Consider the following 21012-nt stretch of genomic DNA (forward strand, 5'->3'; position numbering starts at 1 on the left):
GGTTTATGAGTTGGCTGCTTTGGCCGATAGAATGACCCGACGTGAGTAATCCCCAGACTGAGGCGCCCCGCACCTACGAAGTGCGTACTTTTGGCTGCCAGATGAACGTGCACGATTCCGAGCGCATCTCCGGCTTGCTGGAGGAGGCAGGCTACTGCGCAGTCGACTCCGGCGACGAGCCCGACCTCATCGTCTTTAATACCTGCGCGGTGCGTGAGAACGCAGATAAGCGCCTATACGGCACCCTGGGCGCATTGAAGAAAACCAAGGAGAATCACCCCGGCATGCAGATTGCCGTGGGCGGCTGCTTGGCGCAAAAGGACAAAGACACCGTCCTCGATAATGCGCCGTGGGTCGATGCGGTCTTTGGCACTCACAACATGGGTGCCCTTCCTACGCTGCTCGAACGCGCGCGCCACAATGACGAGGCCCAGGTGGAAATCGTTGATTCCCTCGAGGCTTTCCCCTCCGTGCTCCCTGCAAAGCGCGAGTCTGCCTACGCCGGCTGGGTCTCGGTCTCGGTGGGCTGCAACAACACCTGTACCTTCTGCATCGTTCCTTCCCTGCGCGGTAAGGAAGAGGACCGCCGCCCAGGCGACATCCTGGCCGAGGTCAAGGCGCTGGTAGACCAAGGCGTCTCCGAGGTCACCCTGCTGGGCCAAAACGTCAACGCTTATGGCGTGAACTTTGCAGACCCTGACCTGCCGCGCGATAAGTTCGCGTTCTCGAAGCTGCTGCGCGAGGTGGGAAAGATCGAGGGCTTGGAGCGTCTGCGCTTTACCTCGCCGCACCCGGCAGAATTTACTTCCGACGTCATCGACGCCATGGCCGAGACCCCAGCCGTGTGCCCGCAGCTGCACATGCCGCTGCAGTCTGGCTCCGACCGCATCTTGAAGGAGATGCGCCGGTCTTATCGTTCGAAGAAGTTCCTCGCCATCCTGGATGAAGTCCGCGAGAAGATGCCGCATGCGGCCATCACCACTGACATCATCGTCGGCTTCCCAGGCGAGACCGAAGAGGACTTCGAGGCCACCATGGAAGTGGTAAAGCGCGCCCGTTTTGCCTCCGCTTTTACCTTCCAGTATTCGCCGCGCCCGGGTACCCCGGCGGCGGAGATGGAAAAGCAGGTCCCGAAGCACATCGTGCAGGAGCGCTTCGAGCGCCTCGTCGCGCTGCAGGACTCCATCCAGGCCGAGGAGAATGCGAAGCTGGTTGGCACCGACGTCGAGCTGCTGGTGCAGGCCGAGGGCGGCCGCAAGGCTGACAAGACTCACCGCCTGACCGGACGTTCCCGCGATGGCCGCCTCGTGCACTTTGCGCCTATCGACGCCGCCGGCACTTCCATCAGCGCAGATATCCGCCCAGGCGACGTCGTGCATACCACCGTCACCGATTCCGGTTCCTTCTTCCTCGTGGCTGACTCCGGCGTTACCGAGCACCGCCGCACTAAGGCCGGCGACATGTCCGCAGCGGGTCAGACCCCAACCACCGCGCCTATCGGCGTAGGTTTGGGGCTACCGCAGGTTGGCGCCCCCGCCACCCAAGATTCCTGCGGCTGCTAAAGGAGTATTTCATGAGCAATCAGTACGACACCGCCCACGCCGCCGAGCGCGCTGCCTCCCAGAAGATGGAACTGGGAGGCTACAAAACCGCGCTCATTACAGCGGTTGTCGCGTGGGTGGCGTACCTGGTTCTGCCCTATGCCGGCACCGCCAACGGCTGGGAGGTTCTTGGTCTGGGCAGCACGAGCGTGAAGATTTCCATCATTGAGAACATCTCGGGGTGGTGTGCCCTGCTGGGCATCGGCGTGCTGACCAGCCTCACCGTCATCACCCGCCGCTTAAACTTCGGCCTTGCTGCATGGATGCTGGTGGCAATCTCGCTGTTTCTAACCTCTGGGGCTTCTGGTACCGCGGCTCGACCGCTAACGGCGCCTCCATCGGCATGTGGGTCGGCGTGCTCGCTAGCCTGATTGCATTCTTGGCGTACTGCCGTGTGGCCTTTAGGCGCAGCCCCGAGCAGATTGCAGCGGCCGAAAAGGCCCGCGCCGCAGCCAGCTCCCTCGATCAAGTCGGCGTCCTGCAGACGGAGGCCGCGACCACACTTCCTCCGGAGGAGAATCCGCTGCTTATCGACGACCGGCGCCGCCGAGCGCACAAGCGTTAAGCTCCGAATTTAACTCCGGAGATGCAGCTCCCAGGCTGAGGACGTGGAAATAACCTTCGCGCCTAGGTGCTTATAGATGCGGTTCATCGCCGGGTCCGCATCCGCGACCGAGCAATATGCCCGGCGCGCGTCCGGCCACCAGTGCGCGACCTCGTGCAGTGCATGCAGTTTCGCAGCCGTGGCCAGTCCGCGTCGACGCCTATCGCGGGCGGTGACCGTCAGCGTCCACTCACAGACCTCCGGGTCCGCATCCGCGTGCCGGGAAAGCTCCGTCAGCGCCACGATACGCCCGGCTTCCTCGATCGCAACCAGAAGAGTATGCGAGCGCCGTGCCCGCAGCCTGCGATGCGCCTCCTCCAAACGCTGCGCGGTCCAGTAAATAGGCTCGGTGCTCAAATCGCCGTAGACCGCATCCGTGGAGGCCACGGTCAAAAGCTCCAGGATGTCATCCAGATACTCAGCGGGGATGTCATAGTCGGCAAAGACGTGAAATTTACGCGAGGCCACCGGGAAAGGCCGCGCCGGCGTATCCGGAAACTCCACGAACATCTGGTGCTCGGCGTGCTTTTGTGCAAAGCCCCGCGCGATATACGGGCCCGAGAACGGGTCATAAGAGTAGTCCGCATCGGCAGGGTAGAGCATGCCTACCTGTGCGACGCTGCGGCCGAGCTTATGGGCCAGGTCGAGGGCGGCGTCGACAAGCTGCTCGGCTACCCCGTACGCTTCCGCGGACAGCTCCTCGCCGGGCATGGGCAGCAGGCCCGCCGCGAGAACGCACTCGATTTCCGCATTCTGTGTTTCTTCAAGAAGAGGCAGCGAGATATGGATGAAGCCGTCGAAATCCAACTCCGGGCTGGGCTCCACCGCGGAAATAGTGGGCAAGCCCAGCGCGCCCACCTCCAGTGGGGTAGGAGAAGTTAGCCCAAAGAGATAGGTCTGCGACTCGTTCGAGCCCTGCAGGCGCTGGACCACCCGCGAAGGCGCAGAAGATGCGGCTGGGTCACCGCTGGCCTCCTGCGCATACAGGTTCGCGTCGAAGACGAAGCTACGGACGCAATCTGCTGGCTCTCCGCGGCCGGGGACAATCTGGACGAGCAAATTATTTGTCATTTACAGCAGCTGCCGCTGCGTCCGCGAACTCCTGCCACTGCGCGGCCTGGGCGCGCAGGTCCTGCTCCTTCTTGGCGTTGCCCTTGGCAGCGGCGGCGTCGGCTTGCGCGTTTAGATCGTCGACCTTGGACTGGAACTGCGCCACGCGTGCCTGAGCTTCGGGGTCGGTACGACGCCACTCGGAATCCTCCGCGGCGGAAACGCGCTTTTCCAGGGCCTCAATCTTGGCCTCGTATTCACGGACCTGGTTGCGTGGGACGAATCCAATTTCCTCCCACTTTTCTTGCAGCTCGCGCAGCTTCGCCTTGGCGGCCTCGATGGACTTGGAAGGATCGATTTGCGAGTCGTATTCCGCAATCAGGGCGTCCTTCGCCTGCGCGTTGGCGGCGAATTCCTTATCGCGCTCGTCGTTGACGGCGTTGCGAGCGGAAAAGAAGTGGTCCTGCGCAGCGCGGAACTGCGCCCACAGCTTGTCATCGGCCTCGCGCGGGGCGCGGCCGGCGGCCTTCCACTCGGTCATCAGGTCACGGTAGGCGCGCGCGGTGGCTGCCCAGTCGGTGGAATCCTGCAGCGCCACGGCGCGCTCGACGAGCTCTTCCTTGCGCTTGCGGGCCGCCGCGCGGTTGCGGTCTAGCTCCGCGAAGTGCGCTCCACGACGCCTATTAAAGGAGTCGCGTGCGCGCGAGTAGCGCTTCCAGAGGGCGTCGTCAGTCTTGCGGTCGATTCCGCGAATCTGCTTCCACTCCTCGAGGATGGCGCGGATGCGATCTCCCGCGGCCTTCCACTCGGTGGAGTTCGCTGCGATGTCCTCGGCCTCTGCCGCGAGCTTCTCCTTGGCCGCGATGCCTTCCGCGCGGCGGCGCGCTTTATCGGCCTGCGCTTGCTCGCCGGCGCTTACGGAGTGCTCGATGACAGCGCCCAAACGCTTGTCCAAGGCCGCAATATCGCCGATAACGGCAGCGGTAGGTAAAGACTCCCGCAGCTCCGCGGCGGTGGCCTTGATGGTTTCCGCCTCGCCCGGGTGCGCTTTCAAACGCGTTTCCAGCAGCTCAATCTCGGTGGAAAGGTCATCGTAGCGGGCACCATAGTGCGCCAAGCCCTCAGCCGGGGTGCCGGCCTTCCACTCGCCAATCTTGCGCTCGCCTTCGGGAGCATTGACGAAGACGGAACCGTCTTCCTCCACGCGGCCCCATTTGGCCGGATCATTCTTTGCGACCTTAGCCGCCGGCTGTGCGCCCGGGCGAGGGCCTGGACGAGCACCCTTCTTGGGCATTGCACCTGGGGTTGGGATAGACATGGTTGAAACCGCCTTTATGAAAGTCGCGCCGCGCGTCACGGCTGCCTAGAGTGTTCTCCCTAACAGTACCTTCTCCTGCATTAGGATGAGTGAGCAATGTTAAATCTTTTGATTATGCCTTCCTCGCCGGCCTTGGCGGAGGAATTATCTCCTGCAGATGCCCCTAGCCGCGCGCTATTAGGCGCAGCTCGGCAGCTAGTCCGCGAATACGCGTCGGCCAATGAGGAGCTGGTGTTAGACATCGTTGGCTCCAGGGATGCACGCTGGCATACGGCACATACAGGATCCCTGCGCGCGTGGGGCGCCCCGAGCGTGCAGCTGGGCGAGGGCAATTACCTGCCGGAGCTTATGGCGCGCTACATGCTTGCAGGCGGTCCGGATTATCACGTGGGCGAGGTCCGCGAGCACCTAGACACCCCGCGCGCGGGCGTTCTCACCATCGTGTGCGTAGACGGCAGTGCCGGGCTTACCCAACGCGCGCCGCTCGCGCTTATCGACGCCGCCCCCGCGGCCGCCCGGTGGTGCGAATCCCTGCTAGCGGGCGCGGACGAAAGCTGCGATGAAGAAAAGCTGCGGGCCGCCGGCGTCGAGGAGACTGCTCTGTGGGCAGAGCTCGCGGCGTTGCAGCCGGTAAAGGCGGAACTGCGCGCGGCGGATTCGACGCTGGGCGTTGGACGATATGTGGCGGGGTGGCAATGTTAAGACCAATCGCAGTCGTAGGGCCTACGGGTTCGGGTAAAAGTGACTTGGGCGTGCAGCTCGCGCATGAGCTAGACGGCGAGGTTGTCAACGTCGATTCCATGCAGCTCTACCGCGGCATGGACATCGGCACGGCGAAGCTCACGATGGAAGAACGCGAGGGCATCCCGCACCACCAGCTTGATGTCTGGGAGGTCACGGAGAAGGCCTCCGTCGCGCGCTATCAGGCAGTCGCCATTGCCGACGTCGAGGCGATCATGGCTCGCGGCAAAACGCCCATCCTCGTGGGTGGCTCGATGCTCTATGTCCAAGCGCTCGTCGACGACTGGCAGTTTCCACCCACCGACCCTGCAGTTCGCGCGAAGTATGAGCAGCGGAGGGTGGAAATCGGCGTCGATAAGCTGCACGCGGAGCTTGCAGAAGTAGATCCGGCCGCGGCCGCCATCATCGAGGACAAAGACCCGCGGCGCACCGTCCGTGCGCTGGAGGTCATCGAGCTAACCGGCAAACCCTTCAAGGCCAGCCAGCCGCCGAAGGACGCGCCGCCGCGCTGGAACATGCTGCTGCTGGGCCTGCGCACGCAAGCAGATTGGCTCAACCCGCGCATCGAGCTGCGCAGCCGACGCATGTTCGAACGCGGGCTCGTAACGGAGGTCGAGCGCCTGCAAACACAAGGCCTCGTAGAAGATTCCACTGCCGGCCGCGCCATCGGCTATGCGCAGGTATTCCAAGCTCAGCGAGGAGAGCTGACCTGGGACGAAGCCATAGAGCGCACGATTACCGGAACGCGGCGCTACGTGCGCCGCCAACGCTCTTGGTTTAACCGCGACAAGCGCATCAACTGGCTGGATGCGGCCGCCGATACTCGTGGGCAGGCGCTGCGTATTATTGAGGCATGAAATTTGCCAAGGGACACGGTACGGAAAACGATTTCGTCATTATCGAAGACCATGACGGCCAGCTAGAGCTTAGCCCCGAGCGCGTGCAGCGCCTGTGCGATCGCCGCGCCGGAATCGGCGGCGATGGCCTGCTGCGCGTGGTCCGCGCGGGAGCGCTGAGGGAGCCGCTCGCAGACGGCATCGCGGACGAGGATTGGTTCATGGACTACCGCAACGCCGATGGTTCCGTCGCCGAAATGTGTGGCAACGGCACTCGCGTCTTTGCCCACTGGGTGCGCTCCCGCGGCTTGGTGCAGGCCGATACCTTCACCGTCGGCACCCGTGCCGGTGCGAAAACGGTGACGGTGCATTCCTTCGATGAGTTCGAGGCGCAGGTTAGCGTGGAGATGGGTGCTGCGCGGGTAACCGGAGTTTCCACGGCGTCGATGGCAGGCGAGAGCTTTGCGGGCCTCGGTGTCGACGTGGGCAATCCGCACCTGGCAGCGGTCATCCCGGGGCTTTCGGCAGAAGGCCTGGCCGAGATGACCTTCGAGCAGCCGACTTTCGATGAGTCCTTCTTTCCCGAGGGAGTCAACGTTGAGGTGCTGACTCAGCTTGCTGAAGGCGCCGTTTCCATGCGTGTCTTCGAACGCGGCGTCGGAGAGACCCGCTCTTGCGGCACCGGCACCGTGGCGGCCGCATGCGCCGCGCTTGCCGACGCCGGCTACGGCACCGGCACCGTCAGCGTCCATGTTCCCGGCGGCACGGTGGAAGTGGAGATCTTCGACGAAGACTCGCGTCTTACCGGCCCTTCGCGCATCGTGGCAACTGGCGAGACCGCGCTTTAGTCTTTGTAGTGCGTGCCGAGGGAAAGGGCCGCGCGGCGGGCGGCGAGCCAGGTCTCGCGCAGCTCGGTGGCGCGGTCATCGGTAACCCTTAAGAGGGATTCCAGCTCGTCGGTTTCGATGTCTGTGCGGTATACGCGGATGTCCAAGCGGCTTAAAAATCGCTTGGCACCGTTTAATTCGTAGCGGAAGGCCTCGATGGTGGGATCCGTGCAATCCAGATCCAGCAGCGCGGGGCGGTGCAAAGTGCGGTCTGCAATGGCATCGGTATTTTGCGAATTGCAGAAGGCGTCGAATTCAGCGATCACGTCGCGGATATCGTCCGCGGAAAGATCGATGGAGGTGCGCAGGGCGGCGTGCTCGGAGGCGTCGGGACGTGCAGAGGCGAAAAGCCATATGGCGCCTGCCACCAAGAGCGCAATGAAAAGGCCAGGCAGTTTCAGGGTCACGATGAGCGCAACGGCTGCCACCACCGCGAGGGTGACGGCGAGCATATGTCGCCCTGTCGAGTCCATACCTGGCCCTTCTTCGTTTTATTTAGTGGCATCCGCCAGAACCGCAGGAGCAGCCGCCGTCGGAGCCGCAGCCGCCGGTGGGCATTTCGATTGAAGCCGTCAGCATACCAGTTCCAGCCAGAACTTCATCCTTGGCGGGAAGCTTACCGAAGCTGGCCGGTAAGCAGAGGTCGAACGGGAAGACGCCGTCCATGACCAGGTGCATGAACTTTTCGCCGGTAAGCTGGTTTTCGCGCCACTCGGATTCCATCACGCGGGCGGCGAATCGGCAGCCCGGGGTAGGCGCCGCTGCGCCGGAACCCTTCGCGACAATCTCTGCGCCTTCAGACTCGAAGGCCGCCGGGTAAGTATCAAACTCCGCCTCGTAGTCTGCGGCGGAGGCATAGCGTTTCACGCCGAAGCCCATGACGCTAAGGCCTACCTGCTGCCACGGCTGGGTTTCTTCGTCTGCCAGCAGCGGACCCTGCGCGAGGTTAGCGGTGGCCTGTGCGAGAACGGTGCCGAATGGGTCCAGGATTTCCATGAAAGCCAGCACGTCGTTGACCATGGACACATGCGCAAAGCCCTGCGTTACGGAATCGAAACCGATGTAGGTGGCAAAAGGCTCGACCGCGAGGATATTGATCTGCGCACCGGACGGGTCCGCGAATTGGATGAGCTGACCGTCGCGGATCTCGCCGGTGACGGTGAGCTGGTTGGTGGAAATGGCTGCCTCAACGGCGTCTTGCCAACGCACAAAGTTCAGGCCAATTGCCTGCATCTCAGTATTGGCAGTGGAGGCGGGGGAAGTTTCGGTCATAGTGGCTATTGTATCTCCGCAGGCTTTAGCTACTAAAAATTGGGGTTTTAAGCCTGCGACGTGCAAGAATAAAAGCAACATGAACGAAAATCACGAAGAACTTCTCGCGCAGGCTTTTGGTGAGGAATTCCAGCCCACCACGGGCGACCTCGACCTAGCCGAGCGCAATGCCTTTCGCCGCGTTTCCACCACCATCCGCGCTGAGGACACCACCGACGGCTATGAGGTGGAGTACCGCAAGCTGCGCCTCGAGCAGGTCGTACTCGTGGGCGTATGGACCGAAGGCACCGTCGCCGAAGTGGAGGCCACCATGGCCGAGCTGGCCGCGCTGACCGAGACCGCCGGCGCCGAAGTCGTGGAAGCGATTTACCAAAAGCGCGAAAAGCCCGACCCTGGCACCTACATCGGCCGTGGCAAGGTCCAGGAACTCAAAGAAATCGTCGAAGCCACCGGCGCCGACACCGTCATCTGCGACGGCGAACTGCAGCCCGGTCAGCTTTCCGCCCTAGAGCGCGAGCTCAACACCAAGGTCATTGACCGCACCATGCTGATTCTGGATATCTTCGCCCAACACGCGAAGTCCAAAGAGGGCAAGGCGCAGGTCTCGCTTGCACAGCTGGAATACCTCTATACCCATACCCGCGGCTGGGGCGGCAACCTCTCGCGCCAGGCGGGTGGCCGCGCGGGCTCTAACGGCGGCGTCGGCTTGCGCGGCCCCGGCGAGACCAAGATTGAGTCCGACCGTCGCCGCATCCGCTCCGAGATGGCGCGCCTGCGTAAAGAGCTGCGCGGAATGAAAACCGCACGTGATATCAAACGCTCGAAGCGTCAGGAGTCGACAATCGCGCAAATTGCCATCGCCGGCTACACCAACGCGGGCAAGTCTTCCCTCATCAACGCGATGACCGGCGCAGGCGTGCTGGTGGAAAATGCGCTTTTCGCCACCCTTGACCCAACCACCCGCCGCGCAGAGCTTGCCGACGGCCGCCAAGTCGTCTTCACCGACACCGTCGGCTTCGTGCGCCACCTGCCCACGCAGCTGGTGGAGGCCTTCAAGTCCACCCTCGAGGAGGTCTTGGCTGCAGATATCATGCTGCACGTGGTCGATGGCTCCGACCCGTTCCCGCTGAAACAGATCGAGGCTGTCAACAAGGTCATCTACGACATCGTGCAGGAAACAGGCGAGCAGGCGCCGCCGGAGATTATCGTCATCAACAAGATCGATAAGGCCGATCCGCTGGTGCTTGCTGAGATTCGCCACGTGCTCGACCGCGAGAACGTGGTCTACGTATCCGCGCACACCGGCGAGGGCATTGATGAGCTGACCTCGCGTGTTGAGCTTTTTCTCAACTCCCGCGATGTGCACGTGCGTTTGCTGGTGCCTTTTACCCGCGGCGATGTTGTCTCCCGTGTGCATGCCGAAGGCACTGTTTTGGGCGAGGAGTACACAGGGGAGGGCACGCTTGTCGACGTCCGCCTGCCTGCCTCCATTGCCCACGAATTGGCGGAGTACGTTGCGGAAGAAGTTTCCTAAAACGCCGCTGGTGGGCCATAATGAAGGCTCGTGAGTACTTTTGGTTGGCGCCTGCACGGCGATGGTAAGAATATTGCACCTGGCGCGGTAGTAGCGCCTGAAGAACGCTTGAGCTGGGGCCGCACTATCGGCATCGGCATGCAGCACGTGGTGGCTATGTTTGGCGCCACGTTGCTGGTTCCCACCTTGACCGGTTTCCCGGTTAATACGACGCTGCTGTTCTCGGGCATCAGCACTATTTTGTTCCTGTTGATTACCCGCAATCGCCTGCCTTCCTACCTGGGCTCTTCTTTTGCCTTCATCGCACCGCTGACGGCGTCGCAGCAGTATGGCATCAGCGCGCAGGCCGGTTCCATTTTGGTGACCGGTGCAGTGTTGATGGCCGTCGGTTTCGTGGTGAAAGCCGCGGGGCGCCGTGTGCTGGACGCAGTGATGCCGCCGGCCGTGACTGGTTCCATCGTGGCGCTCATCGGTCTGAACTTGGCGCCTGCGGCCACGACGAACTTCCAGACCCAGCCACTGGTTGCGGTGATTACCCTGGCTGCTATCGTCCTGGCAACCGTGGGCGGGCGCGGCATGGTCTCCCGCTTGGGCATCCTCATCGGCGTCGTCGTGGGCTGGGTCTTTGCGGCGCTTACCGGAAACCTGGCGGAAGGAACCGCGCAGACCATCCGCGATGCTGCCTGGATTGGCTTCCCGCAGTTCCACTCGCCGGAGTTCAAGTTCTCTGCCATCGCTGTGGCGCTGCCGGTGCTGGTGGTGCTGATTGCAGAAAACATCGGCCACGTTAAGGCCGTGTCTGAGATGACGAAGCGCGACCTCGATGACCTAGCTGGCGACGCGCTTATTGCCGACGGTCTCGGCACCGCCATCGCCGGCGGCTTCGGCGGTTCCGGCACCACAACTTATGCCGAGAACATCGGCGTTATGGCCGCGACGCGCGTGTACTCCACGGCGGCCTACTGGGTGGCTGCGGTCTTCGCCATCTGCTTGGCCTTCATCCCGAAGTTCGGCGCGCTGATTTTCACCATCCCCACCGGTGTGCTGGGCGGGGCGACCCTCGTACTTTACGGCCTCATCGGCATGCTGGGCATCCGCATCTGGATGGATAACAAGGTCAACTTCAACAATCCGGTGAACCTGACCTGTGCTGCGGTGGCGTTGATTGCGGGTATCGGCAACCTGACGTTGAACGTGGGTTCCGTTTCCCTCGAGGGCATCGCTTGGGGCTCCATCGGCGTCATTGTGGTCTACCCTGCGGCGAAGTGGCTCTACGAAACCCTTGGTGAGGGCAAGGGCGCCAAGTACTAAAAGGGGATACGTCACCAATCTTGCCCCTTTTCGGGGTGAATTCGGCGAAGTTATCCACAGGCAAAAAAATTGCCTCTTGTGGGGTTTGGTGAGGGCTTTTAGGCTCAAAAACCATGAACGCACTAGCAGACTTCCTCGCAGCCCAGGCGCCAGGCATGGCCATTCTTGCCGGCGCCCACGGGCGCAGCGAAGCACAGCTCGTGCAGCTCGGCGCGTCGAACTTACAGGCCCGCGAGCTTATCTATCTGGCGGGCATCTATTTTGGCCCCACCTCCTCTTCGCGCCGCCAGCGCAACGCGCAGCGCTCAGAGCATAGCCTGTCCACGCTGACGATGATCGAAGGCTACATTTCCCGCATCCCACGCCAACGCGATAAGTGGAAAGTACGGGAAGCACTCTGCGCCAGCACCCTTCCCGCGGACAAGCTGAAGGCAAAAGCCCGCGCGATGGCGAAAGAATACGCCAAGCAACCACAGGAAGGGGTGCGGATTACGCGGCGTCGCCAAGCGCTGTGGTCCCTGACCGTTACCGGCAAGCAGGACATGATTGCCGATATCTTCTCTGCCTTAAAACCGGAAGCGCCCGTCCAATCCTTTTATGAGGGATTCTTTTCCGGTGCGCACAAGCCGGTGGCGGGCTCCCACGTCGTCATCACTCTGGATGAGTTCGTGGAAATCGCGCAAGGCGGCGGAGAGGAAATCCAGCTGCGCATGACCAACGGCGCGAGCATTTCTGGCGCGGATTTCGTCTCCCGCGTGCTTTCCGCGCATGGATTGGTCAGCCTCGTGCATCCTTATGAAGGGCCGGTCAATCTTTATCGCACGCGGCGGTTTGCTAATGAAAAGCAGCGCCTGCTGGCCGCGGCCGAAAATCCCACGTGTGCGTGGCCGGGCTGTAATCACCCGGCGGATAGTGCGCAGGCCCATCACCTCACCGCTTGGGCTAGGGGAGGCGATACGAACATCGGAAACCTCGTAACCTGCTGTGCGTATCACAACGGAATAAATGACGACTCTCCGCCTGGAAGTTCGCCGAAAGCTTCCCGTGGAAAGCTAGCTCGCATTCGCGGAAAAATCACCTGGTTGCCGCCGTGGGCTTCGCCGGTGAGCTAGAGCCCCCGCCACGCGCGGGCGCTTTGGCATGCCCAAAACTTAAAAAAGACTCCCAAGCTTTAAAGCTCGGGAGTCTTTTAAAGCTAACGCTAGGAAGCGTCGAGGTCCTGCTCGATGAGAGCGGCGATCTTCTCGACTGCTTCTGCATTCTCGGAGGTAACGGTAACTTCGTCACCCTGCTCAGCGCCCAAGGCCATGATCATCAGGGAGGAAGCTGCGTCGGTTTCTTCGTCGTCATCGCTGCCGACGAGGGTCAGCAGAATGTCTTCGTCATAAGCCTCTGCAGCGTCTGCGATGATGGACGCAGGACGTGCATGCAGTCCGACGGAAGAGCCAACCTTTACGGTCTTAGATGCCATGATGATAAGTCCTTTCGACTATGTGAGATTTCGTGTTAACAAGTGTACGCGTTATGCCTCGGCCTTGGCAGCCTCCGCCTTGGCGGCTGCTTCCTCGACGGTCTTGTTCGGCCAGAACTGCTTCAGCGCGATGACCGCCAGCGCGGAAACCACGACGCCCGCCGCGATAGCCAGGACATAAGCCCAGGCCGGGTCGATGGCGAAGAAGACAAAGATGCCGCCGTGTGGGGCACGCGAACCGACGCCCAGGGCCATCGACAGTGCACCGGTGGTGGCGCCACCGAGCATCATCGCCGGGATGACGCGCAGCGGGTCAGCGGCAGCGAATGGGATGGCGCCCTCCGAGACGAAGGAGAGGCCGAGTAGCCACGCGGACTTGCCGTTTTCCTGCTCCGCCGGGGTAAATAGGTTCTTGCGCAGGAAGGTCGCAATCGATAGCGCAATCGGCGGAACCATGCCGGAGGCCATGACGGCGGCCATGATCTCCATGGAGGCCTGGTCACCAGTGGAAAGGCCGGCGGTGGCAAAGAGATAGGCCGCCTTATTGACGGGGCCGCCCAGGTCGAAGCACATCATCAGCCCGAGGATGATGCCCAGCAGCACGGCGGACGAGCCGGACATGGAAGAAAGCCAGTTCTGCAGGCCTTCCATAATTGCGGCCAGCGGAGCGCCGAGCAGCAGGTACATCAACAGACCTGTGATAAGGCTGGTCAGCAGCGGAATGATGACAACCGGCATCAGGGAACCGATCCAGCGCGGGACCTTCCAGTTGCCGATCCACATGGCGATGAGTCCCGCGATAAGACCAGTGACCAGGCCACCGATGAAGCCCGCGCCGAGGGCGACGGCGATGGCGCCGCCGGCGAAACCAGGAGCGATTCCCGGGCGGCCGGCAAATGCGAAGGCGATATAGCCCGACAGTGCCGCAACGATAAAGCCCATGGCTGCTTGGCCGATGGCAAAGAGCACCGCACCGATATAGAGCAGCAAGCCGGAGCGGTCGAAGCTCATCATCTCGCCGTCGACCTCAACTTGGTGGCCGGGCAGGTTGGTCAACGAGTAGTTGGTGGAAATCGCCTGCCAACCGTTGGCCATGTCGTAGCCGCCGAAGAGGAAGCCGAGGGCGAGCAAAAGGCCGCCTGCGGCGACGAAAGGCACCATGTAGGACACGCCGGTCATGATCGCCTGCTGGATGCGCTTGCCCCAGCCGAGTGCTTCACCTTCTTCTCCGCTGCCTGATGCGCTTCCGGACGCGCTTTCCGATGCCGCCGTTCCCGCCACGCGCCGCGCATTCGGGTTCTTGGCGGCGGCGACGGCCTCATCGAGCATGACGCCGGGCTCGTTGATGGCGCGCTTGACGCCGGATTCGATGACGGGCTTGCCGGCGAAGCGTTCACGTTCGCGCACTCCGACGTCGGTGGCGAAAATGACGGCGTCAGCGGCGTCGATCACCGATTGCGAGACGGAGGTGTTATTCGAGGAGCCTTGGGTCTCGACGGTGAGGTTTATGTCGGTGCGCTCTGCCGCGGTTTGGGCCAGGGCGTCGGCAGCCATGTAGGTATGCGCGATGCCGGTGGGGCAGGCGGTGACCGCCACGATGTTGGTGGCTGCGTTCTCGGTAGTTGGTGTTGCGGTAGCGGACGCCGCCGTAGCGGCGGAAGTTGATGCCGCGGAAGCAGATGACGCCGCGGAAGCAGAATTCGCAGGTTTCTTGGGCTTTTCCGCGTTGACCACATCCAGCACCAGCTTGACGATTTCCTCCTTGGTCGCCGCAGTACGCAGCGCCTCGAGGAAGTCCTTCTTTACCAGCGCGCGGGCCAACTTGGAAAGGATCTTTAGGTGTGCCTTACCGCCACCGGCGGGGGCAGCGATGAGGAAGACCAAGTGGGCGTCACCGTCAGGACCGGAGAAATCGACGCCGCGGGAAAGTCGCGCGAAGGCCAGCGTTGGCTCGGTGACGACCTCAGAGCGGCAGTGTGGAATAGCAACGCCTCCGGGCACGCCGGTGCCAGCCTTGGCCTCGCGGTCGATGGCCGGTTGGGCGAGACCCTCGACGGAGGTCGCGCGCCCCGTCTCGTGCACCAGGGTGGCAAGGTTTGTGATGACAGATTCGACACTGTCGCCGAAATCGGCGTCCAACGCGACCAAGTCTGTCGTGATGAGATTGGATGCCATGAGGACACTCCTTTAATGATCAGAGTTGTAGTTAAACGCGGTTATAGGGTTAAAACTTTGGTTTCTGCGATATTGACTTGTGCAGGCTTTGGTAGCTGGGTGCCGGGCAGAGCCGCAGCGGCAGAACCGTAGGCCACGGATTGGCGCAAAGCTTCCGCAAAGTCCTTCCCTGCGCGGCGGGCCAAAATATAGCCCGCAAGTGCGGAATCACCCGCGCCGACGGTGGATGCGACAGCCGTGGGAGGTGGGGTAGCAGCCCAAGCGCCATCTGCAGTAACGAGAACTGCGCCAGCACCGCCCAAAGTGACGAGAACCTCATCGACGCCGCGGCCAACCACTACGCGCGCGGCTTCGACGACGCCTGAGTAGTCGCCCTGTTCCGCGGCCGCCTCGAGTGCATTTCCGTCAGTATCGGTGAGCTGGCCGAGTTCAAGCCCATTGGGCTTGAGTAGATTCGGTGCGGACTCGTTGAGGCGCTCTGCAAGGGCGACCATCGGGGCGTCGGAAGTGTCGACGGCGATGCGTGCTTGGGGCGCGGCGGAGCGGATGGCGTCGACAAGCGTGGCGTACCAATGCGTGGGAACGCCCTTGGGCAGGGAACCCGCAAGCACCACCCATTCCGCGCCGATGGAAAGCGCGGCCAGTGAGGAGGAAATGGCAGACTGGACTGTCTCGTCGAGCTCAGGGCCAGGGCCGTTGACCTTGGTGGTGCGGCCACCTGGCTCGGTGATGGTGGTGTTGGTTCGGACAGAACCAGGCATAGATACGGCATCGAAGGGAATGTTGCCGTCTTCCATCAAGGTAAGGAAGTGATCGCCCTTGCGTGCGGGCAGAAGAGCGACGGATTTCTCGCCGGCAAGGTGCACCGCGTGCGTGACGTTGACGCCTTTGCCGCCTGCGACCTGCGAAACCAGGCTGGCGCGGTGAACTGCGCCAGGATTGATGGCTTCTTGGAGGTTTAGGGTGGCGTCAATACTGGGGTTGGGGGTCAATGTGAGAATCATTGTGGAGACTCGTCCCTTTCGCAGTTTGCGTATATTGGGAGAAAGCTAGCTGGACGGTGGTCGAGCGCAGATTTCTGCTCCCTGTTGATTGTTGTCTGGTTATGTCCGAAAGTCAATCAAAAGAGTGTGGTATTCGTTGCTTTTTCGCCCGATCTGTGATGATCTAGGGGGAGAGCAAATCCCCTCCCAAAGGAATGTGTGATGGAAAACGAATCTCAATCAACCATCAAGGGCACTGGCGTCGTTGCCGGTGTCGCATACGCCGAGGCCGTGTGGGTGCGTCCTCGTCCAGAACTGCCAACTGCTGGGGAGCTAATCGATGAAGAAAAGCGCGACGGCGAGTATGACCGATTCCTAGAGGCTGTCGATATCGTGGCAAGCCGCCTCGAGCAGCGTGCGGCCGGCGCAGAAGGCCAGGCGGCTGAGGTGCTGGGCGCTACCGCCGGCATGGTCAAGGACCGCGGCTGGCACAAGGCGGTGCGCAAGTCCATCCGTGCAGGCCGACCGGCGGAGTACGCAACCGCGAGCGCGACTGAGAAGTTTGTCACCATGTTTGAAGCAGCAGGCGGTGTGATGGCCGAGCGCACGACGGACCTAAAGGACGTGCGCGACCGCGTTATTGCGCAGCTGCGTGGCGAGCAGGAGCCAGGTCTGCCGATGGTCACCGGAGAAGCAGTGCTGCTTGCTGATGACCTCGCGCCCGCCGATACCGCAACCCTCGACACCGCACACATCAAGGCTTTGGTCACCGAGCTCGGTGGCCCGACGAGCCACACGGCGATTATCGCTCGCCAGCTGGACATTCCATGCATCGTGGCCGTGGGCGCGGAGCTGCGTGACATTGAGGCCGGCGCGCTCGTGTTCGTGGACGGCTCTATTGGCGCGGTGAACTTGGGTGCAGACCGCGAGGAGTCTTTGCGGGCGGTAGAGGAATACCGCGAGAAGGCTGTGCGAGTGGCGCAGTGGCGTGGCCCGGCGCAAACTAAGGATGGCCATCGCGTGCAGCTTTTGGCCAACGTCGCGGACGGCAACGCGGCGCGTATCGCGTCGGATTCCCAGGCGGAGGGCATTGGTCTTTACCGCACTGAGCTTTCCTTCCTCTCTGCGAGCGAGGAGCCGACGGTGGATGAGCAGGCGCGCATCTATGGGAAGGTCTTTAACGCCTTCTCGTCTTCCAAGGTGGTTGTTCGTACCTTGGATGCGGGTTCAGATAAGCCGATTTCTTATGCCACCATGTCTTCCGAGGAAAACCCTGCGCTTGGCGTGCGTGGTCTGCGTATCGCACGCGATAACGAGGCGCTGTTGACTCGCCAGCTGGATGCCATTGCGCAGGCTTCCGCAGACCGTGGCGACGATGCCCCGACGTGGGTTATGGCGCCGATGGTCGCTACCGCCGTTGAGGCGAAGTGGTTCGCGGGTCTTTGTCGCGAGCGTGGCCTTACTGCGGGCGCCATGATTGAGGTTCCAGCGGCGGCTTTGATGGCCGATACCATCATGCCGCATCTAGACTTCGTCTCCATTGGTACCAATGACTTGACGCAGTACACCATGGCGGCGGATCGTCTTTCCCCGCAGCTGGCATATCTTACTGATCCATGGCAGCCGGCAGTGCTGCGCCTTATCCAGCACACCTGCGTGGTGGGCCAGGATAACAATGTTCCGGTTGGCGTATGCGGCGAGGCGGCAGCGGATCCGCTGCTTGCCTGCGTGCTGACTGGCTTGGGCGTGAACTCCCTGTCGGCGGCTTCCACGGCTGTCGCCGGCGTGGGCGCACAGCTTGCGGAGCTGACGTTCGAGCAGTGCCAAAAGCTTGCCGACGCCGCCATCAACGCCGAGGGCCCATCCGAAGCCCGAGCGGCAGCGCTCGCTTTGTTGGACGAGTTCTAAAACATAAAGATAGCCCCGCTTTTGGCGGGGCTATTTTTGTATGTGCCGATGCTACTTATCGGCGGCGATGACTACTTCGATTTCGCGCTCGCGAAGCGCCTCGATGAAGCTTTCTGGTGCGGCGGAATCGGTGATGACGACGTCGATATCCGCGATGGAGGCGAAGCTGACCAAATAATCGTTACCGAGTTTCGAGGAATCGCAGAGGACCACGACCTTGTGGGCGTTGGTGACAAAAGCGGACTTGATGGCTGCCTCTTGGGAATCTGCGGTAGACAGGCCGTGGTCGAGGGTGAGCGCATTGGTGCCGATGAAGGCGACGTCGGCACGCATGAGCGCCATGGTGCGCAGTGCAGTATCGCCCACGACTGCCTGGGTTATGGCGCGGACGGTGCCGCCGAGCAGCTGAACGTCGGGAACGCCGTTGCTTGCCAAGGAAAGCGAGATGGGCAAGCTATTGGAAACTATCGAAAATTGCCCTGCGGCGAATTGTTGACCGATGAGGTCTGCCAGGGCATTGGTGGTAGTACCCGCGTCGAGGAAGACGCTGCCGCCGGCGTCTGGGAGGAACTGCATGGCGGCGCGTGCGATGGCAATCTTGGCGCCGGTAGCGGAACGTTGCCGAGTGTCGAGGGTCAGCTCTGCGGTTTGGAAGGACTGAGAGGCCACAGCGCCGCCATGCACGCGGTGCACAACGCCTTCGCGGTCTAGGACCGCGAGATCGCGACGAATGGTTTCAGCGGTGACGTCGAAGCGCTCGGAAAGCTCGGTGACGTTGACGCGTCCCTCAACTGCGGTGAGGGAGGCGATCTGACGGCGACGCTCCTCTGCGTACATAGGGTCCTCCAAAGATCTGCCCAGGAACGGGGTGGGGGCTAGACAGCCTCCGTCTATTGGGGGTAAAGCGGAAGCTGTTGCCGGAATAATACTGGCTTGCCTCTAGTTTTCCAGAAATCCCTACGAATCGGAACGAAACAAAGAGTTTCACATATCGCCAATCTTGCATGCGATCGCCGAAATTTTCTTTAGCTGCAGATTTGCAAAATGTGACATTAAACGCCGGCCAATGGACAACCGGAAAATTACGCATAAAAGGGGGTATTTTCGGGCAACCGTTGGCCGGCGTTGAAGCAACAGAAGTGGGTGATTAGAGCTTGCGGAATACAGAAACTACCTTGCCCATGATTTCTGCATCGTCACCCTTGATTGGGGAGTAAGCATCGTTGTGGGGCAGGAGCCACACGCCCGAGGAATCCCGGTGGAATTCCTTGACGGTGGCTTCCTCGCCGTCGAGAAGCGCGGCGACAAACTCGCCTTCCTCGGCCACCGACTGCGAACGAACGATAACCCAGTCACCGTTGAGGATGCCTGCGTCCTGCATGGAGTCTCCCACAACCTGGAGCATGTATAGCTCGCCGTTGCCAACTACGTCATCAGGCATGGGGAAGTAGGTGTCGATGTTTTCTTCGGCGGTAATCGGCGAACCTGCGGCAATGCGGCCGACCACCGGAATATAGGAAACTGCGGAAGCGTCCTCTGGGGTGGCGTCGACAGGCTGCTGCGGTTCTTCCTTGGGTGAGGCCTTGCGTCCTGGCTTCTTGGGCTCTTCCTCATTGAGGTGGCGTACGTCGACGGCGCGGGGCTTGTTTGGGTCGCGGCGTAGGAAGCCTTTTTCTTCTAGTTGCTTGAGCTGATAGGCCACGGAAGAGGTGGACTGGAGGCCGGCAGCGTCGCCGATTTCGCGGATGCTTGGCGGGTAACCGCGGAGCATGACTGCGTCGTGAATGACGTCGAGGATGCGGCGTTGACGCGGCGAAAGGGAGTTGATGTCGGGCTTAGCGGAATTTTTAGCTGGCTTGCGTGGCACGGTTTCTCCTCGGCGGGGTTGGAAGTTGCCGCGCGGCTTCCGTCGCGGCTTGGGTTGTTCGAACTTGGGTTGTTCGAACTTGGGTTGCTCGAATTTTCGAAAAACCTCCCTTCTTTTCTACCACGTGGGGGACAAATGTTCGAGAAATTTGCCGGAGGTGTGGACAAACTTTCGAAAAGTTGTTATAAATCGAACATAGCAACTAATTCGAACGGATTAGCGATGGAACTTTTCGAACGTGTCGCAGCAGAAAAGTACTCTGCAACCATCAGTTAATCGCAACGTACAAACACTGGAGGATCTCACAATGGCTATCGCTCTCAACACCGCTTCCACCCATGTTACTTCCACTAACGCTCGCCGCGCGTACCGCGCTCGCGTCGTGCCGGCAGCCTCTGTTTGGGATGCAGATGTCTACGATGTCCGTCTCGCTGGGGTAGCCACAACACCCCACGATGTTCGAACTCTTAGCGTGGATAATCGAACATACGGTGCCCCTATCCGCCGCTGCGCGAATGCTGAAGCCGCTGGTCATGGCGAGCCAGAATATTCGCGTGCGCAGTCGAATCGTGCGAATTATCTGTTGGGCGCTGTCTTTGGTGCAGCCGTGTTCGTCGGAACTGTATTCGGAGGATTGACTGCTGACACTGGTGCTGTCCACACTGAGAACACCCAAGTAGTCCAGGCAGGCGTTACGCACTAGCCGCCGCTGCACGCTAGCCCGTCGCGCGTTAGCTGCCGTCGCGCGTTTGGCGTCGCGCGTTTGGCTAGGCGGAGCCCTTGGCGTGCGGTTCTGTGGGCGTGCGGCGCTGTTGGTGTGGGAAAGTAATCACTCGGCTTGGATGCCGGCCGGAAAATGGCATCCCCAGTTGTTTGGGCAGTACACTAAATGCGGTCTTAACGCCTGCCTTCCACGTGTGGGAGGTGGATGACGTGAAAGTGAAAGGAACCGTGCGGTGTACTGCCCGTTTTGTCATTATGAACAGTCGCGAGTCATCGACTCTCGTGTAGTCGACGCCGGCACCGCCATCCGCCGTCGGCGCGAGTGCGCCTCCTGCAAAGGCCGTTTCACCACGGTGGAAAAAGCGGTTCTTTTGGTGGTTAAGCGCAACGGTCTGGCGGAGCCGTTCAGCCGCGACAAGCTAATCCGCGGCGTCCGTCGCGCTTGCCAGGGACGCGACGTCAGCGACGACGCTTTGAAAAAGCTCGCCCAAGAAGTAGAGGAGACCGTGCGCAGCCACGGCTCCTCCCAGGTCAACGCCAACGACATTGGCCTTGCAATCCTCGAGCCGCTGCGTGACCTTGATGAGGTGGCCTACCTGCGCTTCGCGTCCGTTTACAAGTCCTTCGAAAGCGCCGACGATTTCGAATCCGAAATTCGCCTGATGCGCCGCCGCGACCGCGATAACTTTTAAGAGCCGCAGTGCCAGCCGAGGGCTGGTGCTCGTTTGCGG

Annotated in this window: 21 protein-coding genes; 12 read left to right on the top strand and 9 right to left on the bottom strand. The window is 61.5% G+C overall.

All coding sequences use genetic code 11. The features are described from left to right. The first annotated feature begins 41 nt into the window (after window positions 1-41). The 3 genes from miaB to HMPREF3169_RS13455 are packed head-to-tail and all read left to right on the top strand — an operon-like array spanning window position 42 to window position 2166. Window positions 42-1562: a tRNA (N6-isopentenyl adenosine(37)-C2)-methylthiotransferase MiaB gene (gene miaB, locus HMPREF3169_RS10590; protein WP_082785861.1), complete on the top strand. Its 1521-nt coding sequence runs from the start codon at window positions 42-44 to the stop codon at window positions 1560-1562. Window positions 1563-1573: 11 nt separating this feature from the next. Next, on the top strand, window positions 1574-1972 hold the full coding sequence (locus HMPREF3169_RS10595) for an Rv2732c family membrane protein (protein WP_246815630.1): 399 nt from the start codon (window positions 1574-1576) through the stop codon (window positions 1970-1972). Further along, window positions 1957-2166: a hypothetical protein gene (locus HMPREF3169_RS13455; protein WP_246815631.1), complete on the top strand. Its 210-nt coding sequence runs from the start codon at window positions 1957-1959 to the stop codon at window positions 2164-2166. The genes HMPREF3169_RS10595 and HMPREF3169_RS13455 overlap by 16 nt, the downstream gene beginning before the upstream one ends. A gap of 9 nt (window positions 2167-2175) precedes the next feature. Here HMPREF3169_RS13455 and HMPREF3169_RS10600 read toward each other — a convergent pair whose 3' ends face one another. Beyond that, window positions 2176-3276: a GNAT family N-acetyltransferase gene (locus HMPREF3169_RS10600; protein WP_246815632.1), complete on the bottom strand. Its 1101-nt coding sequence runs from the start codon at window positions 3274-3276 to the stop codon at window positions 2176-2178. Beyond that, entirely contained in the window at window positions 3266-4573 is a 1308-nt protein-coding gene (locus tag HMPREF3169_RS10605) for a DUF349 domain-containing protein (protein WP_070456478.1), read from the bottom strand. The genes HMPREF3169_RS10600 and HMPREF3169_RS10605 overlap by 11 nt, the downstream gene beginning before the upstream one ends. A 96-nt stretch (window positions 4574-4669) precedes the next feature. Here HMPREF3169_RS10605 and HMPREF3169_RS10610 point away from each other — a divergent pair, with 96 nt between their 5' ends. From HMPREF3169_RS10610 to dapF, 3 genes are read left to right on the top strand one after another with little or no spacing between them, the layout of a single operon-like run. Beyond that, the gene (locus HMPREF3169_RS10610; protein WP_070456480.1) at window positions 4670-5275 is read left to right on the top strand and encodes a hypothetical protein; all 606 of its coding nucleotides are present in this window, start codon (window positions 4670-4672) and stop codon (window positions 5273-5275) included. Beyond that, window positions 5269-6171, top strand: a complete 903-nt coding sequence (gene miaA / locus HMPREF3169_RS10615) for a tRNA (adenosine(37)-N6)-dimethylallyltransferase MiaA (protein ID WP_070456482.1) — start codon at window positions 5269-5271, stop codon at window positions 6169-6171. Before HMPREF3169_RS10610 ends, miaA begins: the two co-directional genes overlap by 7 nt. Continuing rightward, the gene (gene dapF, locus HMPREF3169_RS10620; protein ID WP_061923034.1) at window positions 6168-6998 is read left to right on the top strand and encodes a diaminopimelate epimerase; all 831 of its coding nucleotides are present in this window, start codon (window positions 6168-6170) and stop codon (window positions 6996-6998) included. Before miaA ends, dapF begins: the two co-directional genes overlap by 4 nt. Here the strand turns inward: dapF and HMPREF3169_RS10625 are convergent. After that, window positions 6995-7489, bottom strand: coding sequence for a hypothetical protein (locus HMPREF3169_RS10625; protein ID WP_246815633.1), 495 nt, complete (start codon window positions 7487-7489; stop codon window positions 6995-6997). The two genes, dapF and HMPREF3169_RS10625, sit on opposite strands and share 4 nt — an antisense overlap. Before the next feature lie 43 nt (window positions 7490-7532). Further along, complete coding sequence (locus tag HMPREF3169_RS10630; RefSeq protein ID WP_062038631.1) at window positions 7533-8309, bottom strand: hypothetical protein; 777 nt, start codon at window positions 8307-8309, stop codon at window positions 7533-7535. A gap of 79 nt (window positions 8310-8388) precedes the next feature. Between HMPREF3169_RS10630 and hflX the strand changes: the two genes are divergently transcribed. The 3 genes from hflX (at window position 8389) to HMPREF3169_RS10645 (ending at window position 12266) form a co-directional block, all read left to right on the top strand. Next, a complete protein-coding gene (hflX, locus tag HMPREF3169_RS10635; protein WP_070456484.1) occupies window positions 8389-9843 on the top strand; it encodes a GTPase HflX in 1455 nt (484 codons plus the stop codon). A 30-nt stretch (window positions 9844-9873) separates the two neighbouring features. Beyond that, window positions 9874-11154: a uracil-xanthine permease family protein gene (locus tag HMPREF3169_RS10640; RefSeq protein WP_070456486.1), complete on the top strand. Its 1281-nt coding sequence runs from the start codon at window positions 9874-9876 to the stop codon at window positions 11152-11154. 113 nt (window positions 11155-11267) lie between these two features. Then, entirely contained in the window at window positions 11268-12266 is a 999-nt protein-coding gene (locus HMPREF3169_RS10645; protein ID WP_070456488.1) for an HNH endonuclease signature motif containing protein, read from the top strand. Window positions 12267-12355: 89 nt separating this feature from the next. Here the strand turns inward: HMPREF3169_RS10645 and HMPREF3169_RS10650 are convergent, their stop codons facing one another. The 3 genes from HMPREF3169_RS10650 to HMPREF3169_RS10660 are packed head-to-tail and all read right to left on the bottom strand — an operon-like array spanning window position 12356 to window position 15804. Next, a complete protein-coding gene (locus HMPREF3169_RS10650) occupies window positions 12356-12625 on the bottom strand; it encodes an HPr family phosphocarrier protein (RefSeq protein WP_061923017.1) in 270 nt (89 codons plus the stop codon). Window positions 12626-12676: 51 nt separating this feature from the next. Beyond that, a complete protein-coding gene (locus tag HMPREF3169_RS10655) occupies window positions 12677-14800 on the bottom strand; it encodes a PTS fructose transporter subunit IIABC (RefSeq protein ID WP_070456490.1) in 2124 nt (707 codons plus the stop codon). 41 nt (window positions 14801-14841) lie between these two features. Beyond that, window positions 14842-15804, bottom strand: a complete 963-nt coding sequence (locus HMPREF3169_RS10660; protein WP_070456492.1) for a 1-phosphofructokinase family hexose kinase — start codon at window positions 15802-15804, stop codon at window positions 14842-14844. Between the two features lie 201 nt (window positions 15805-16005). Between HMPREF3169_RS10660 and ptsP the strand changes: the two genes are divergently transcribed. Next, window positions 16006-17691 (top strand): phosphoenolpyruvate--protein phosphotransferase, encoded by a 1686-nt coding sequence (gene ptsP, locus HMPREF3169_RS10665; protein WP_062038652.1) that lies wholly within the window; start codon window positions 16006-16008, stop codon window positions 17689-17691. A 51-nt stretch (window positions 17692-17742) separates the two neighbouring features. On the opposite strand, the gene HMPREF3169_RS10670 is transcribed toward ptsP, so the two are convergent. Both HMPREF3169_RS10670 and lexA read right to left on the bottom strand, forming a co-directional pair. Next, window positions 17743-18528, bottom strand: a complete 786-nt coding sequence (locus HMPREF3169_RS10670; RefSeq protein WP_061923004.1) for a DeoR/GlpR family DNA-binding transcription regulator — start codon at window positions 18526-18528, stop codon at window positions 17743-17745. Window positions 18529-18838: 310 nt separating this feature from the next. Beyond that, window positions 18839-19558 carry a transcriptional repressor LexA gene (gene lexA / locus HMPREF3169_RS10675; protein WP_061923001.1) on the bottom strand — a complete coding sequence of 240 codons (720 nt, stop codon included), beginning with the start codon at window positions 19556-19558 and terminating at the stop codon, window positions 18839-18841. Window positions 19559-19865: 307 nt separating this feature from the next. On the opposite strand from lexA, the gene HMPREF3169_RS10680 reads away from it, so the two are divergent. Both HMPREF3169_RS10680 and nrdR read left to right on the top strand, forming a co-directional pair. Next, a complete protein-coding gene (locus tag HMPREF3169_RS10680; protein ID WP_061922998.1) occupies window positions 19866-20261 on the top strand; it encodes a hypothetical protein in 396 nt (131 codons plus the stop codon). 253 nt (window positions 20262-20514) lie between these two features. After that, window positions 20515-20973 (top strand): transcriptional regulator NrdR, encoded by a 459-nt coding sequence (gene nrdR / locus HMPREF3169_RS10685; protein ID WP_061922995.1) that lies wholly within the window; start codon window positions 20515-20517, stop codon window positions 20971-20973. Window positions 20974-21012 lie beyond the last annotated feature (39 nt).

Source organism: Corynebacterium sp. HMSC08C04 (assembly GCF_001807495.1).
GTDB classification, from domain to species: Bacteria; Actinomycetota; Actinomycetes; order Mycobacteriales; family Mycobacteriaceae; genus Corynebacterium; species Corynebacterium simulans.